We start from the raw sequence: 16,040 nt of genomic DNA on the forward strand, positions 1-16,040 counted from the left end.
CGGCGCCGCCTCCCCGCCCCTCCCCCCCGCCCCGCCGCGCCTGGGGCCTCCCGGTGGCCGCGGGCGGCGCCGCCGGCCGGCCGCCCGCGCCCCGCGCCCCCCCCACTACAGGTGAAATCGCGGGCAATAAAAAACCCGACACAAGGTCGGGCTTTTCATGCCGGGAGTCTTGCGACCCCGGGTGATCGCGCGGATCAGGCGGCCTTGATGGCCTTGATGCGAGCGGTCAGACGGCTCTTGTGACGCGCAGCCTTGTTCTTGTGAATCAGGCCACGGGCGCTGAAACGGTCGAGGATCGGCTGGGCGACGGCGAAGGCTGCCTCGGCGCCGGCGGCGTCGTTGGCGTCCAGAGCCTTGATCACCTTCTTGACGGCGGTGCGCAGCATCGAACGCTGAGCCGTGTTACGCGCGTTGCGCACAACGGTCTGCTTGGCGCGCTTCTTGGCGGACTTGATATTGGCCACAGTGGTGGTTTCCTGAAAATCGATGTGGTGGGAACAGCAAGCATGCAAGTATGATGGCTGTCCGAATGAACGTCAAGTCAAGTTGTCAAGGGGGCCGTGGGTGAGTTCACCGCGCATGTTGCGGGGGCTGCTGTCGTTCAGCAGCATGACGATGATTTCCCGGGTCCTGGGCCTGGTCCGCGATCAGGTTATCACTACCACCTTCGGTAGCAATGCGGTCACGGATGCATTCTGGGTCGCGTTCCGGGTGCCCAACTTCCTGCGCCGGCTGTTCGCGGAGGGCTCTTTCGCCACCGCCTTCGTGCCGGTTTTCACCGAGGTGAAGGAGACCCGGCCGCATGCCGACCTGCGCGAGCTGATGTCGCGGGTGTCCGGCACCCTGGGCGGCGCGCTGTTGGTGATCACCGCCCTGGCGCTGATTTTCACCCCGCAGCTGGCCTTCCTGTTCAGCAGTGGCGTCAGCGATCCGGCCAAGCAGGGCCTGTTGGTCGATCTGTTCCGGCTGACCTTTCCGTTCCTGCTGTTTGTCTCGCTGACCGCCCTGGCCGGCGGTGCGCTGAACAGCTTCCAGCGGTTCGCGATGCCGGCGCTGACGCCGGTGATCCTCAATCTGTGCATGATCGCCGGCGCGTTGTGGCTGGCGCCACGGCTGGGCGGGACGCCCGAGAAGCAGATCCTGGCGCTGGGCTGGGCGGTGCTGGCGGCCGGCGTGCTGCAGTTGCTGTTCCAGCTGCCGGGCCTGAAAGGCATCAATCTGCTGACCTTGCCACGCTGGGGCTGGAACCACCCCGATGTGCGCAAAGTGCTGACCCTGATGGTGCCAACCCTGTTCGGCTCCTCGGTGGCGCAGATCAACCTGCTGCTGGATACGGTGATTGCCGCCCACCTGACCGATGGCTCGCAGTCCTGGCTGTCGCTGGCGGACCGCTTCCTGGAGCTGCCGCTGGGCGTGTTTGGCGTGGCCCTGGGTACGGTGATCCTGCCGGCGCTGGCCCGCCACCACGTCAAGACGGACGGCGAGGGCTTCTCCAATGCGCTGGATTGGGGGCTGCGGATGACGCTGCTGATCGCCGTGCCGGCGATGTTGGCCCTGCTGTTGCTGGCCGAGCCGCTGATCGCCACCTTGTTCCAGTACCGCAGATTCACCGAATTCGATACCCAGATGACCGCATTGGCGGTTTATGGCCTGAGTTTCGGCCTGCCGGCCTTCGCGTTGCTGAAGGTGGTGCTGCCGGCCTTCTATTCGCGCCAGGACACCAAGACCCCGGTGCGCGCCGGCCTGGTCGCGCTGGTGGCCAATATGGTCTTCAACTTCATCCTGCTGGCGGTGGTTTTCCACTTCATGGTGCCGCCGGAGCTGAGGCAGCAGGGGGTGATGGTGGCCCTGGGCAAGCAGCCGGGCCTGCATCTGGCGCTGGGCATTGCCAGTGCCCTGTCCAGCTATCTGAACCTGGCGCTGCTCTGGTATTGGCTGGGCAAGACCGGGGTCTACCAGCGCCGGCCGGGCTGGGCGGGCTACCTGCTGCGCTTGGTGGTGGCCTGTACTGCGATGGTGGCGGTGCTGCTGGGCCTGCTGCATTGGTTGCCGGAGTTCACGCCGATGGATAAGTGGCAGCGTGCCAGCGCCCTGGCGCTGCTGGTCGGCGCCGGCGGTGCGAGTTATCTGCTGGCGATGATTGCGATGGGCTTCCGTCCCCGCGACCTGCGCGGGCATTGAGCCGCCCGTTATACTTCAAGGCTACACACGACAGAACCGGCCCGTATGGGCCGGATCCGGATGGAATGAGCAGGCTTTTTAGAGACGTCGAAGGCGGGGTGTTGTTCCCGCAGGGAAGCGTGGTCTGCATTGGTGCCTTCGATGGCCTGCACCTGGGCCATCGGGCGCTGGTGCGCCACGCAGTTGCCCGTGCCCGCGCCTTGGGTGTGCCCGCGGTAGCCTTGGGCTTCGAGCCGCTGCCGCGCGAGTTCTTCGCCAAGGACAACCCGCCGCCGCGCTTGATGCTGGCCCGTGACAAGGTCGCCACCCTGCGTGAGCTGGGGGTCGACAGCGTCGGCCTGCTGCGCTTTGACGCCAGGATGGCGGCGATCACCGCAGAGGACTTCGTCCGCGACATGCTGGTGCGCCGGCTCGGTGCGCGCGAAGTCTGGATTGGTCCCAAGTTCCATTTCGGCAACCGCCGTGGCGGCGATATCGCGCTGCTGCAGGCGATGGGCGCCGAGCTCGGCTTTGTCGCTGGTGAGATCGAGCCGGTGCACCTGAATGGCGAGCGCATTTCCAGCACCCGCATCCGCGAGTTGATCGTGGCAGGTGAGTTCGGTCATGCCGGCGAGTTGCTGGGCCGCCCCTATTCGATTGGTGGCCGGGTGGTGCGTGGGCGCCAGTTGGGCCGCACCCTGGGCTTCCCCACCGCCAACTTGCGTTTCCCGAAAACACCCGCACTTTCTGGTATCTACGCTACGTGGGTACATGGCGTTTTCGAGCAGCCATGGCCGTCGGTGTCGAGCTTCGGCACGCGCCCCACGGTTGAAGGTGTGGAGCCGCTGCTTGAGGCACATCTGTTCGACTTCCATGGCGATCTGTACGGCCGCCATATCGAAGTGGAATTTGTCGCCAAGCTGCGGGATGAAGAGAAGTTCAACGATCTGCCGGCGTTGACCGAGCAGATGCACCGCGACGCAGAACAGGCGCGTCGCATCCTCAACGAACACAGATTGCGAGCTACCGCGTGAGCCAGGATTACAAAGCCACCCTCCATCTGCCGGCAACGGAATTCCCGATGCGCGGCGACCTGCCCAAGCGCGAGCCGGGCATCCTGGCACGTTGGGAAGAGCAGGGCATTTACGCGCAGCTTCGCGAGAACGCGAAGGGTCGCCCGCTGTTCGTGCTGCACGACGGCCCGCCGTATGCCAATGGCCAGATCCACCTGGGCCACGCGGTCAACAAGATCCTCAAGGACATCATCGTCAAGTCGCGTTACCTCGACGGCTTCGATGCACCCTACATCCCTGGCTGGGATTGCCATGGCCTGCCGATCGAGATCGCGGTCGAGAAGAAGTGGGGCAAGGTCGGGGTCAAACTCGATGCCGAGCAGTTCCGGCAGAAGTGCCGTGAGTACGCCGAAGAGCAGATCAACCTGCAGCGCGCTGACTTCAAGCGCCTGGGTGTGATTGGCGATTGGGAGAATCCGTACAAGACGCTGAGCTTCGATTTCGAGGCCAACGAGATCCGTGCGCTGTCCAAGATCGTTGCCAACGGCCACCTGGTGCGTGGCGCCAAGCCGGTGCACTGGTGCTTCGACTGTGGCTCGGCGCTGGCTGAAGCGGAAATCGAATACCAGGACAAGACCTCGCCGGCCATCGACGTGGCTTACGCCGCGCGCGATTCCAAGGCGCTTGCCGCCAGCTTCGGTGTAGATCTGCCGGCCGGCGTGGAAGTGGCGGTGCCGATCTGGACCACCACGCCGTGGACGCTGCCGGCTTCGCTGGCTGTGTCGCTGGGTGCGGATATCGAATATGCGCTGGTCGAAGGCCCGGCCCACAACGGCCAGCCGCGCTGGCTGGTGCTGGCCTCGGCGCTGGCCGAGCGTTCGCTGTCGCGCTACGGCGTGACCGAGGTGGTCGTGCACGGCCATGCCAAGGGTTCGGCGCTGGAGAACCAGCTGCTGGCGCACCCGTTCTACGCCAACCGCGACCTGCCGCTGCTCAACGGTGAGCACGTCTCCGATGCCGATGGTACCGGTGCGGTGCACACCGCGCCCGGCCATGGCCAGGAAGACTTCGCGGTCAGCCAGCAGTACGGGGTGATGGACAAGTACAACGCCGGCCAGATCAACCCGGTCGATGGCCGTGGCGTCTACCTGTCGTCGACGCCGCCGGCTGGCACGGTCGAGCTGGCTGGCCAGCATCTGTGGAAGGCACAGCCGCTGATCGTCGAGGTGCTGCGCGAGAGCGGCGCACTGCTGGCCTTCTTCGAGATCCAGCACAGCTACCCGCATTGCTGGCGCCACAAGACGCCGGTGGTGTTCCGTGCCACCCCGCAGTGGTTCATCTCGATGGACAAGGCCAACCTGCGCAACGACGCGATGGCGGCCATCGACAACGTGGGCTGGTTCCCGAGCTGGGGCAAGGCGCGTATCAGCAGCATGGTCGACGGTCGCCCGGACTGGTGCATCAGCCGCCAGCGTACCTGGGGCGTGCCGATTGCCTTGTTCACCCACCGCGAAACCGGTGAGCCGCACCCGCGCAGCGTCGAGCTGATGCAGCAGGTGGCCGATCGCGTGGAGCAGGGCGGCATCGACGTCTGGTATTCGCTGGACGCCAGCGAACTGCTTGGCGAAGAAGCGGCCCAGTACGAAAAGGTCACCGACATCCTCGATGTCTGGTTCGACTCCGGCGTGACCCATGAAGGCGTGCTGCTGGCACGTGGTTATGGCAAGCCGGCCGACCTGTACCTGGAAGGTTCCGACCAGCACCGTGGCTGGTTCCAGTCCTCGCTGCTGACCGGCGTGGCCATCGACAAGCACGCGCCGTACAAGCAGTGCCTGACCCACGGTTTTACCGTGGACGAGCACGGCCGCAAGATGTCCAAGTCGCTGGGTAACGGCATCGAGCCGCAGGAAATCATGCGCACCTTGGGCGCGGACATCCTGCGCCTGTGGATTGCCTCGGCCGATTACAGCAACGAGATGTCGCTGTCGCAGGAAATCCTCAAGCGCAACGCCGACGCCTACCGCCGCCTGCGCAACACCGCGCGCTTCCTGCTCGGCAACCTGGACGGTTTCGATCCGACCCAGCACCTGGTTGCCTTGCCGGACATGGTCGCCCTGGACCGCTGGATCGTGCATCGCGCGTTCGAGCTGCAGGAGAAGATCAAGGCCGCCTACGCCAACTACAACATGGCCGAGATCGTGCAGCTGCTGCTGAACTTCTGCAGCGTCGACCTGGGTTCGCTGTATCTGGACGTGACCAAGGACCGCCTGTACACGATGCAGGAGGATTCGCGCGGCCGTCGTTCGGCGCAGACGGCGATGTTCCATATCGCCGAGGCGTTCGTGCGCTGGGTGGCACCGATCCTGACCTTCACCGCCGAAGAGCTGTGGGGCTATCTGCCGGGCAAGCGTGCCGACAACGTGTTGTTCACCACCTGGTATGACGGCCTGGCGCCGTTGCCGGCCGATGCCCAGCTGGGCGCAGCCGATTTCGACCAGTTGCTGGCGCTGCGTGAGCAGGTCTCCAAGGTGCTGGAGCCGATGCGTGCCAATGGCGCCATCGGTGCCGCGCTGGAAGCGGAGATCACCGTCGCTGCCAACGAGGAGCAGGCCGCGCGCTGGCAGCCGCTGGCCGAGGAGCTGCGCTTCCTGTTCATCAGTGGCGATGTCAGCGTGCGCCCGGCGACCACCGACGAGGTGTTTGTCAGCGCGCAGCCGACCGACAAGGCCAAGTGCGTGCGTTGCTGGCATTACCGCGCCGATGTCGGCTCGGTCGAGGCGCATCCGGAACTGTGCGGCCGTTGCGTCAGCAATATCGACGGTGCTGGCGAAGACCGCCGCTGGTTCTGATGGCGAGCAGCGAGTAAACAGGAGGGAGAAGCGAGAAACGGCAACGGTCTCCTTCTCGCTTCTTTGGTTGTTGAACTTTCAAGGGTGTTTGCATGCAGTCCAAAGCGGTTAAACCCAATGCGTTGATCTACCTGCTGGTGTCGGTGGCCGTGATCGGCCTGGACCAGTGGAGCAAGGCCTGGGTGCTGTCCAGCCTGCCTGAGTTCACCCCGGTGCCGGTGATCGAGGGTTTCTGGAACTGGTACCGCACCTATAACACCGGCGCAGCATTCAGCTTCCTCAGTGATGCCGGTGGCTGGCAGCTGTGGTTCTTCACGTTTCTGGCCATCGCAATCAGTGGCCTGATGGCGTTCTGGCTGTCGCGCACGCCGCGCGCCAACTGGCGCAGTGCGCTGCCGTATGCGCTGGTGATCGGTGGTGCCATCGGCAATGTCATCGACCGCCAGATTCATGGTCACGTGGTGGATTTCATCCAGTGGTATATCGGTGACCATTACTGGCCATCGTTCAACATCGCCGACGCGGCGATCGTGGGTGGCGCCATTGGCATCGCGTTGATGGGCCTGCTTGATGGCAAGGCCGAGAAAAAAGCCGGATGATCCCGGCATCTGTTCCCGCATTAGCGACCGTCAGCGGTCGGAGTCGTTGAAGATGGACGTATTGCTCGCCAATCCCCGTGGTTTCTGTGCCGGTGTCGACCGCGCCATCGAGATCGTCAAACGCGCCATCGAAACCCTGGGTGCGCCGATCTATGTGCGCCACGAGGTGGTGCACAACCGTTTCGTGGTCGATGACCTGAAGGCGCGCGGCGCCATCTTCGTGGAAGAGCTCGATGAGGTGCCGGATGGAAACACCGTCATCTTCAGTGCGCATGGTGTGTCGCAGGCGGTGCGCATGGAGGCCGATCGTCGTGGCCTGAAGGTCTTCGATGCCACCTGCCCGTTGGTGACCAAGGTCCATCTGGAAGTCGCACGTCACTGCCGCGCCGGCCGCGACGTGGTGCTGATCGGCCACGAAGGCCATCCCGAAGTGGAAGGCACCATGGGCCAGTGGAACCGCGAGAAGGGCGTGGGCCATATCTATCTGGTCGAGAGCGTGGAAGATGTCGAGAAGCTGCAGGTATCGCAGCCGGAGAACTTCGCCTACACCACCCAGACCACCTTGTCGGTGGATGACACCCGCGCCGTGATCGAAGCGCTGCGCAAGCATTTTCCCAAGATCCAGGGGCCGAAGAACGACGACATCTGCTACGCCACGCAGAACCGCCAGGATGCGGTACGCGACCTGGCCAAGGAATGTGATCTGGTGCTGGTGGTGGGTTCGCCGAACAGCTCCAATTCCAACCGTCTAAGCGAGCTTGCACGTCGTGAAGGCGTGGAGTCCTACCTGATCGATGGCGCGGACGAGATCGATCCGCAATGGGTGGTCGGCAAGCAGCACATCGGCCTGACGGCCGGTGCATCGGCACCGCAGGTGCTGGTCGACGGTGTGATTGCACGGTTGCGCGAACTGGGCGCGGGTAGCGTGCGCGAGACGGGTGGCGAGCCGGAAACCATGGTGTTCGCGCTGCCGAAGGAATTGCGTCTGCGCCTTGTGGACTGAGGTCGGACACTACGGTACTACGAGCGATGAAGCCGATCCTCCGGGTCGGCTTTATTCGTTTTTGGGCGTTGCCGTGATCGCGGTGCCTGAGGTACTGAATTCCTGGCTCGCGCGCTTGGCGATGAAGTCGATGAAGACACGCACCCGCGGCACCTGCGCTGCCATCGGCGGCCAGACCAGAAAGATGCCGGTCGGTGCGGCGGAGTAGTTGCCAAGCACCTGCAGCAACCGACCATTGACGACGTCTTCGCGAACGACATAGTCAGGCAGTTGCACGATGCCCAGTCCGACCAGTGCGGCACTTGCCAGCGCCGCGACATCATTGAGGGCGGAGTCGGGTGTGGTGGACCTGGGTAGTGCCCCGTCCCGGAATCGCCAGGGTTCCAGTCGCTCGTTGTCCGGATGCCGGTAATGGATGCAGCAGTGGCAGGCCAGATCCATGGGCGAGCCGGGAACGCCGTGCTCGGCAAGATAGCGCGGTGAAGCACAAGTAACGAGTGCATAAGACCCCAGTCGACGCGCCTGCAGGCTGGAATTTTCCAGTTCGCCTGCCCATAGCGCGAGGTCAAAGCCATCCTCGACGATGTCGCGACGGTCGGCATCGAGACTGAGCGCGACGTCGACTTCGGGATGCTGCATGGCGAAGTCGCGCAGTGCGGGCAGCACGAACTTGCGCCCCAGAAGGGGACTGGCGGTGATCTTCAGGCGTCCGCGTGGCGTGCGTTGACGCATGTTCAGTTCGCGCTCGGCCTCCTGCAGGTCGCTCACCACTTTGTTCGCGTAGTGGTACAGCACTTCGCCTTCGCCGGTGAGCGCCAGGGAACGGGTAGTGCGGTTGAGCAGGCGCATGCCCAGGCGCAACTCCAGTCGCTCGACGGATTTGCCGACCGCCGAAGCGGATAGGCCCAGTTGCCGGCCTGCCGCCGAAAAGCTTCCCGCCCGCACTGCGGAAGCGAACGCGATCAAACCATTCAATGATTCCAGCGATGAGAGGACTGAGGACATTTGTTCCTGGCTGTGATGACAGTTGCATGGATTCTGATTGCGCTGCCGGCGACCGACGATGTACGCCAAGGTTTCGCCAACGACAGCGCTTGCGGCACGGCTGTTTGACGCTGGCGGAGGTTGGTTTGACGGTTCTGCGGCAAGGAGGTGCTCGCCATGGCGACTCGGCAAAAATACGCGGGTACAGGGGCGCAGGTGCGCGGTGACAGTGCGCATGCGCTGGCCAGTTCGGAGGAGTCGCACTACGACGTGGTGATTGTCGGGGGCGGTTCGGCGGGCGCGGTGATGGCGCGTAGGCTCAGCGAGGAGTCGTACCGGCGTGTCCTGCTGATCGAGGCGGGGCCAGCCTATGCGCCCGACGCCTACCCCGACGCGGTGCGCCAGCAGCACATCATCGGCGGCGATGCCACGCACGACTGGGGATATTCGGCCGAACCCACGCGCTACGGTACGACGATACCGGTCCCGCGTGGCAAGGTGCTGGGTGGCTGTTCGGCGGTCAACGCAGGTGTGGCGATGCGCGCACCGGCGGGCGACTTCGAGCGCTGGACCGCGGCAGGCCTGGAACACTGGACGGCACAGGATGTGTTGCCGTTCTTCCAGCGCAGCGAGCGCACGGTGCACGGCGAGGATGCCGTGCATGGCCGCAGCGGGCCGTGGCCCATCCATTACCTGCAGGATGATGAAGTCTCGGACATGCAGCGCGCCTTCATCGCCGCGGCGCTGCAGGCGGGCTTTACGCAGGTGGATGACTTCAACGGCGAGCAGCCGTTCGGCGTCGGTCCTTATCCGATGAACAACCGGATGGGGCAGCGGCTCAATACCGGCATGACCTATCTTTCGCTCGATGTGCGGATGCGCCCCAACCTGACCATCCGCAGCGAGGCACTGGTTGATCGTGTCATTTTCGAGGGCCGGCGCGCGGCAGCGGTGCTGCTGGCCGATGGCCAACGTATTGCCGCTGGCAACATCGTGCTGAGTGCCGGCGCCTATGGCACCGCAGCGGTGTTGCTGCGCCCCGGGATTGGCCCGGCGAAGCATCTGCAGGAGCTGGATATCGAGGTGGTTGCCGACCTGCCGGTCGGCCAGCGACTGCAGGAACACCCATTCTTCTATACCACCTGGGCCGCGCGCCCGGATCGGCTCGGTCTGCCGGTGCCGCCGGTCGGTGCAATCCTGTGGGCGCGCTCGTCCCAGGCTGCCGCCAATGTCGGTGATCTGCATGTGTCGGCAGTGCATTACGGTGACCCGCAAGCCTCGCCCACCGGGGCGATCTTCATGCTGACCTTGGCATTGACCCGGCCACGCGCGCTGGGCTCGGTGACGCTGCGTTCGCGCGCGCCGGAGGCGGCGCCGGTCATTGCACTCAACCTGTTGAACGATGCACAGGACCGGCAATTGATGGTGGAAGGCATCAAGCTGATCCGGCATATCGCCAGACAAGCCCCCTTGGCGGCGTTGATTGCCGAGGAGATGGTGCCGGGCGCGCTGGCAACCTCGTACGAGGCACTGGAGGCGGCGCTGCCCATGGCGCTGGACATCTACCACCACCCCACCTCCACCGCGCCGATGGGCGGTGCGAACGATGCGCACGCGGTAACCGACTACCAGGGGCGCGTACGCGGTGTGGACGGGTTGCGCGTGGCCGATGCCTCTGCTTTTCCGGATGTGCCATGCGTGGCAACCAATCCGACCGTGATCATGCTGGCCGAGCGCATCAGCCAGTGGATGCGGGATGCAGGCTGCTGATGTGGCGCAACGAGCTCGCATCGCGTTTGAAGCGCACCTTGCTGATCTGGCTGGCGGTGTATCCCACCGTGTTGACGGTGGTGAGTGTGTTCGGCTCGTACTTCAAACAATGGCCATTGCCGCTGCGGGTGATGGGGTCGACGCTGATCATCGTGCCGATCGTGGTCAACATCAGCGCGCCCTTGGTGGAGCTGCTGGTATCCGCAGTGTGGCGCCCTGCGGCAAACGACCGGCAAGGGCCGGTGGACCCTGAATAATCAACGTGCGGAGGCCGCATGAGCGGATCGAGCAAATCCCCGGATCACCTGCGGCGGGCTGCCAACTGGATCAATGGCATTCCGCGTTTTGATGGCGTGCTCAAGGATTCAATAAATCCGGCTACGTATGAGGTGATCGGCAGCTACCCGGACAATGGTCGTGCTGCGGCGATGGCGGCGGTAGCGGCTGCATCGCAGGCCTTCCAGCAGACCCTGTGGGCGCACGACCATGAGTTGCGCGCGCAGGTGCTGGAGCAGCTGGCGCAGGCGTTCGAGCGCAACCGGGATCGCTTGGCCGAGATCCTTTCACTGGAGAACGGCAAGATCGCCGCCGAGGCCAAGTTCGAACTGGACATGGTGCCCAGCAAGCTGCGCTATTCGGCGGCGACCGCGATGTTGGAGGCGGGCCGCGCGCTGCGCCCGAAGCCGGGCCGGCTGTCGATGGTCCTGCGCCAGCCGATGGGGGTGGCGGCGGTGATTGCTCCCTGGAACTCGCCGGTGGTGCTGAGCATCCGTTCCTTGGCACCGGCATTGGCCGCTGGCTGCACCGCAGTGATCAAACTGCCGGCGCAGGTAGCGCAGATCGCCAGCACCATGGCCAGGATCATGGCCGAAGCCGAATCCCTGCCGCGTGGTGTCATCAATCTGTTCTTCGAAAGCGGTGCTGAAGGCTCCAGCTACCTGGTGGAGTCGCCGCAAGTACCGGTAGTGAGTTTTACCGGATCCACCCGCACCGGCCGGGCGATAAGCGGTAGCGGGGCCAGGCACCTCAAACGCTTCGGCATGGAGCTGGGGGGCAAGACGCCGATGATCCTGTTCGAGGATGCCGATCTGGGCCAGGCATTGCCCATGCTGGAGAAAGCACTGACGGTCTTCAGTGGCCAGTTTTGCATGACCGGCTCACGCCTGCTGGTGCATGACGCGCTCTACGACGCGGTGCGTGATGGCATGGGCGCGCGCCTACGCATGGTCAAGGTGGGCCCGGCGGCGGACCCGCGCAGTGACATGGGGCCGTTGATCGATCGCGCAAATGTGGCGCGGGTGGATGCAGTGGTCGAGGACGCAATTGGCTCCGGCGCGATCGTGGTTGAACGTGGAGGCCCCATTACCACCGGTCCGCTGCGCAAAGGCGCGTTCTTCCGCCCGGCCTTGCTGGAAGTGTTCGACAACGCGCTGGACATCATCCAGCAGGAAACCTTCGGCCCGGTGCTCACCATTCAACGCTTCAATGACGAGGCACAGGCGATCCGCCTGGCCAACGACAGCGAATACGGTTTGGCTGCCAGCGTCTGGACGCGCGACGTGGACCGCGCATTGCGTGTTGCCGAGGCGCTGGATGCCGGCTCGGTCTGGATCAATGACTGGGCGCGGGTTTTCGACGGCACGGAGGAGGGCGGCTTCAAGCAGTCCGGGCTGGGGCGACTGAATGGACTGGCCGCCCTGGAAGACTTCCTAGAATACAAACATATCGCGCTGCGCCCTGGTATGAGTGAGCGCTGATCTGCGCCGCGCCTGCGCGAGCTGCTGTCTGCTGCCGCGGCGGTGCGGTGCGAGGAAACGACGATGGCGACAGACATGTCGCAGGCGCTGTTCGCTGCCCTGCGCGCCGGGGCAAAGGTGGCCACCGGTGGCCGGGTGAATCATGCACGCGGCCTGCTGGTGGAAGGGCATTTCCGTGCCACCGCCACTGCGCCGCAGTTCTGCATGGCCGCCGTATTCGGCGGCGAGGACCAGCGCGTAGTCGCGCGTTTTTCCAGCTCCGGTGCCAATCCACATATAGATCAGCGCAGCCCCGCCGGCGAACCGCGCGGCCTCGCCCTGCGGATTGGCAACAAGGCGGGAATGGTGCTGATAGGGCACTCGCTGGAAGGCTTTCCGGCCAGTGATCCGGAAGCGTTTCTCGCTTTCTTGAATGCATTGAATCAACGCGAGCGCTCACCGGCGATGCTGGCGGCGCAGATGGCTGGTTGCCCGGCGGTGGCGCGTTTCGAGGAATTGCGCGCAGGTGCGGTGACCAGCAGCTTCAGCGCCCTGGATTACCACATGCTGCACGCCTACCGGCTGATCGCTCCGGACGGGCACGCGCGCATCGGCCGCCTCAGTGTGCGCGCGACCAAACCCTATGTCGCCCGCGCGCCGCCGGACGGCCCGGATTACCTGGACAAGCGTCTGCGCGGCGAACTATCGAAGGGCAGCGTGGTATTCGCCCTGCTGTTCACCCCGGTGCCCGAGGGTGAGGATCCGGCCGACATCAGTCGCGGCTGGGACCCGGCCACGCCATCATTCGCGCTTGGCCACATCTGGCTGGAGCGGCTGCTGCCGCAGCAGGCCAGCCAGCGCAAAGTAGTCTTTGACCCGGCGTTGTTGCCGGCGGGGATAGGGTTTGCTGGTGACCCGATGCTGCATGCAAGGCTCAGGGCGTATCGGCTGGCTGCGGGACGCCGGTTGGCGCGGTAGCTATCGCGGCGAGTGATCAGCTGCTTGAGGTGTGAGGCGTGCAATGCGGGGGGCTGTGGATCGCCAAGTTCCGTGGTCAACTTAGTGGTTCAGTATCCTCCAGCGGCACCTGGGTCTATTTCACTGCCCGCTGAGTCATATACCGGTGCTTATAGGCTGGGTTGGAATGCGGTGGCGTCCGCTGGTCGATATGAAGTTGAGGAGTCCATAAATGGCGGGGTTTGGGCGCAGGTCGCTAATCATTCTGCGTTGGCGCAGGATTTTTCTGGCAGACCAGCAGCTGCTTACTCTTATCGTCTGCGAGTCTGCAATGCGGTTGGGGGTTGTGGGCCGTACTCGAACACAGTTGTTATTTCGGTAATTTTCCCTCCCCAGCCATTGGTTCTAGGGCCAGCTGTCGCCAATGATAGTGGCGGATACGTGTTGAGTTGGGCCGCAGTAGCAACCGCAACCAAATATCGTATTGAAAAGAGCTCGAATGGTGGGCTTTGGGTTTCAGCCCAGTACGCGGAATATCTGTCGGCGACTCTGCGCGGACTGGAGGCCGGGTCATATTCCTTCCGTGGGCAGGCGTGTAACGCTGCTGGATGCAGTGGTTATTCAAACATTGTCGGACTGACGATTGCGCCGGCTCCCATTCCTCCTACGCCTATGATCTTGGAGTCGACGAAGTACCAGTGGTATGTCGGTACTCAACTCAAAGTTCGATGTACTGTGAGGTGGACCGTAGCGCAGGGAGCTACGAGCTACAATTTGAAAGTGCCCGCTACTGGAATAGTTCAATACAGCGGTGTTGCCACTGAAGTGATGCAGGTTGGAGGCGGGTACTGCGGAACATCGCATGTTGTTCAGGCATGTAACGCAACCGGATGCTCTGCGTACTCCGCACCGCCTTTCTATCAGAGTGTTGATAATGGACTCTAAGGAGTGGAGCACACTATGATCGGCCTTTCTTTGTTTTGGCGCGCTATCGTTGCATGTTTGCTTTGGTTTTTTTTGGGATCGGCGAATGCGCAAGCCGTCATTGAGTACGTGCATACTGATGTGCTCGGCTCCCCCATCGCCATCAGTGATGGGGCCGGTAGCGTTATCGAGCGCGACATGTATGAGCCTTATGGCGCCCCCATCAATCGAGCACCATCGGATCAACCGGGTTTCACCGGACATGTTGAGGATTCGCTTACAAGCATGACCTACATGCAGCAGCGTTACTACGATCCGCAGATCGGCAGGTTCCTGTCGGTGGATCCGGTGACGGCGTATAGCAACCCGGTTGGCGCGTTTAATCGGTATTGGTACGCTAACAATAATCCGTACAAGTTCACTGACCCGGATGGAAGACAATCCTGCAGTATTGGAACAAGGATATGCATGGGTGAAAAGGCGCTTGAGGCGCGAATTGCGAGGTTGAATTCGGAGTCTCCAAATCAGATCAATGATTCGAAGAAAGGAGCTGTTCGATCTTTTTCTAATAACGCGCGTCCTCTGCAGCAAGCTTCAGGTAGAGAGATTTCTGCAAATATAGAAGAGCGGCATGACTCCGACTACCGTGTTGTGGATTATGCTTATAGCAGTAGCTCTAATGCAAGGGGGGGGCCGTAACTATTTACAGAGGTGCGTATAAGTGGAATGCAATCATTCATACGCATCCCGAGAAGCATGCTTATTATCAACTATCGGGGGCAGGCGCGTTTGGGAAAGGCGGGAAGTTTTACCATGTTGGCATGACTAATGACGGCGATGTCGCTCGGGCTTTTGGTAACAATGTGGATATGTATGTCGTTCCTCCATCCGGGCCAGTGACATTTTTCAGTTTAAAATCCTGGAGAGATGCTGTCAAAAATGCGGGGTCGAATGAAATTGTCTTTGCGGGGTCATATGAAAAAGAACTTTAAATATGTCGCGCTTGCCGTTTTTGCATATGCGTTCTTATGGTTAAGTGCATTTGCAGGTGAGCGATCTGATGACGATTGCCAAGGGTGGACTGGGGCAAGGAACGGCCAGCAATCATGCCAAGTTTCCCTATATGCGCTCTTGGCTACGCCCGCAATTCGTGATGGGCAAAGAGTGGCGACGTTTGGTTATCTGCTGTACGAAGGGGGGGCGTTCAGTATGATGGGCCCCTCGCCAGATGCTTTGCGTAGGGTCGATTTCATCGGCTGCATAGCGGTTAGTCCGAAAGAGATTGAGGGGCAGCAGCCCTCCGCTTTGATGAAACATGGAATCTATTTTGTCATGGCGGAAGGCGTCTATTCGAAAGGAGCTGAGAATGGTGCATGCGTTGGAAGAATTCCTAATGCGTACATTTCTCGCATATCAAGATTTGATGAGCTTTAGAAATTATGGGATTTGTTGTAAAAATTCCGAGTCCGCCGCTTATGAGAACCTCGAAAAACCATCTTTCGCTCACCCTTTTCGCGGAAAAGGGAATTAAGAGCCCCTGACTTTCAAGAGCTTAAAATTGATGAGCTCACGCTTTCTTGGGGGCGACGAGGTTTTTAGAGGTTCCCTTATGCGCTGGTCCGAGGGCGGGTCGCGCCTACGACGCTCTGGATAACCTGGCGCGCGTGAAAGTTGGGGGTAACATCCAGTAAGGTGGCGCGTGATCATTATTATTGCTATGGCGCGAATTGGCAGCTGACCAATGTCAAGACTGGGGGATGTTCTGGCGTCTCCGTGATTGGCTTTTCATACTGTCGACTCCCCGTAATTCAATGCCAGGCAAAATTAGAGGTTTCCGGTTCGTGGTATTGGCGGAATTCGGCGGGCGTCAGCCCGCCGCGGGTGTGGGGAGGTATGTGGGTGTTGTAATCGGGCAACCACTGCTGTGCTTGTTGGCGTACTTCTCCGAGATTGCGGAAGACGTGCATATCCAGCACGCCACGTCGGAAGCTGCCATTGAAGCGTTCGATAAAGCCGTTCTGCATTGGCCGTCCTGGCTCGATGAA

Annotated in this window: 14 protein-coding genes; 11 read left to right on the top strand and 3 right to left on the bottom strand. The window is 62.3% G+C overall.

Annotation, left to right across the window (positions count from 1 at the left end):
- Positions 1-194: 194 nt before the first annotated feature.
- The gene (gene rpsT / locus AC1VXC_RS19625; protein ID WP_057629708.1) at positions 195-464 is read right to left on the bottom strand and encodes a 30S ribosomal protein S20; all 270 of its coding nucleotides are present in this window, start codon (positions 462-464) and stop codon (positions 195-197) included.
- A gap of 115 nt (positions 465-579) precedes the next feature.
- Here rpsT and murJ point away from each other — a divergent pair, with 115 nt between their 5' ends.
- The 5 genes from murJ (at position 580) to ispH (ending at position 7,624) form a co-directional block, all read left to right on the top strand.
- Positions 580-2,181: a murein biosynthesis integral membrane protein MurJ gene (gene murJ, locus AC1VXC_RS19630; RefSeq protein ID WP_313170174.1), complete on the top strand. Its 1,602-nt coding sequence runs from the start codon at positions 580-582 to the stop codon at positions 2,179-2,181.
- A 65-nt stretch (positions 2,182-2,246) separates the two neighbouring features.
- A complete protein-coding gene (locus AC1VXC_RS19635) occupies positions 2,247-3,194 on the top strand; it encodes a bifunctional riboflavin kinase/FAD synthetase (RefSeq protein WP_481539209.1) in 948 nt (315 codons plus the stop codon).
- Complete coding sequence (gene ileS / locus AC1VXC_RS19640) at positions 3,191-6,022, top strand: isoleucine--tRNA ligase (RefSeq protein ID WP_481539210.1); 2,832 nt, start codon at positions 3,191-3,193, stop codon at positions 6,020-6,022. Before AC1VXC_RS19635 ends, ileS begins: the two co-directional genes overlap by 4 nt.
- Positions 6,023-6,114: 92 nt before the next feature.
- Positions 6,115-6,621: a signal peptidase II gene (lspA, locus tag AC1VXC_RS19645; RefSeq protein ID WP_481539211.1), complete on the top strand. Its 507-nt coding sequence runs from the start codon at positions 6,115-6,117 to the stop codon at positions 6,619-6,621.
- Positions 6,622-6,673: 52 nt separating this feature from the next.
- Complete coding sequence (gene ispH / locus AC1VXC_RS19650) at positions 6,674-7,624, top strand: 4-hydroxy-3-methylbut-2-enyl diphosphate reductase (RefSeq protein ID WP_313169179.1); 951 nt, start codon at positions 6,674-6,676, stop codon at positions 7,622-7,624.
- A gap of 51 nt (positions 7,625-7,675) precedes the next feature.
- Here the strand turns inward: ispH and AC1VXC_RS19655 are convergent, their stop codons facing one another.
- A complete protein-coding gene (locus AC1VXC_RS19655) occupies positions 7,676-8,629 on the bottom strand; it encodes a LysR family transcriptional regulator (RefSeq protein ID WP_481539212.1) in 954 nt (317 codons plus the stop codon).
- 156 nt (positions 8,630-8,785) lie between these two features.
- Here AC1VXC_RS19655 and AC1VXC_RS19660 point away from each other — a divergent pair, with 156 nt between their 5' ends.
- The 6 genes from AC1VXC_RS19660 to AC1VXC_RS19685 all read left to right on the top strand — a co-directional run bounded on the left by AC1VXC_RS19660 (position 8,786) and on the right by AC1VXC_RS19685 (position 15,429).
- Complete coding sequence (locus AC1VXC_RS19660) at positions 8,786-10,378, top strand: GMC family oxidoreductase (RefSeq protein ID WP_481539213.1); 1,593 nt, start codon at positions 8,786-8,788, stop codon at positions 10,376-10,378.
- Positions 10,378-10,635, top strand: a complete 258-nt coding sequence (locus AC1VXC_RS19665; protein ID WP_313169185.1) for a putative antibiotic biosynthesis monooxygenase — start codon at positions 10,378-10,380, stop codon at positions 10,633-10,635. Before AC1VXC_RS19660 ends, AC1VXC_RS19665 begins: the two co-directional genes overlap by 1 nt.
- Before the next feature lie 18 nt (positions 10,636-10,653).
- Entirely contained in the window at positions 10,654-12,135 is a 1,482-nt protein-coding gene (locus tag AC1VXC_RS19670; RefSeq protein WP_313169187.1) for an aldehyde dehydrogenase family protein, read from the top strand.
- Between the two features lie 63 nt (positions 12,136-12,198).
- Entirely contained in the window at positions 12,199-13,092 is an 894-nt protein-coding gene (locus AC1VXC_RS19675; protein WP_481539214.1) for a catalase, read from the top strand.
- Positions 13,093-14,031: 939 nt separating this feature from the next.
- Complete coding sequence (locus AC1VXC_RS19680) at positions 14,032-14,694, top strand: RHS repeat domain-containing protein (RefSeq protein ID WP_481539215.1); 663 nt, start codon at positions 14,032-14,034, stop codon at positions 14,692-14,694.
- A gap of 252 nt (positions 14,695-14,946) precedes the next feature.
- Positions 14,947-15,429: a hypothetical protein gene (locus tag AC1VXC_RS19685; RefSeq protein WP_481539216.1), complete on the top strand. Its 483-nt coding sequence runs from the start codon at positions 14,947-14,949 to the stop codon at positions 15,427-15,429.
- Positions 15,430-15,803: 374 nt separating this feature from the next.
- Here the strand turns inward: AC1VXC_RS19685 and AC1VXC_RS19690 are convergent.
- Positions 15,804-16,040: integrase core domain-containing protein (locus AC1VXC_RS19690; protein ID WP_482995086.1), on the bottom strand; the 237-nt coding region annotated here is incomplete at its 5' end.

This window comes from Stenotrophomonas sp. STEN033 (assembly GCF_056856655.1).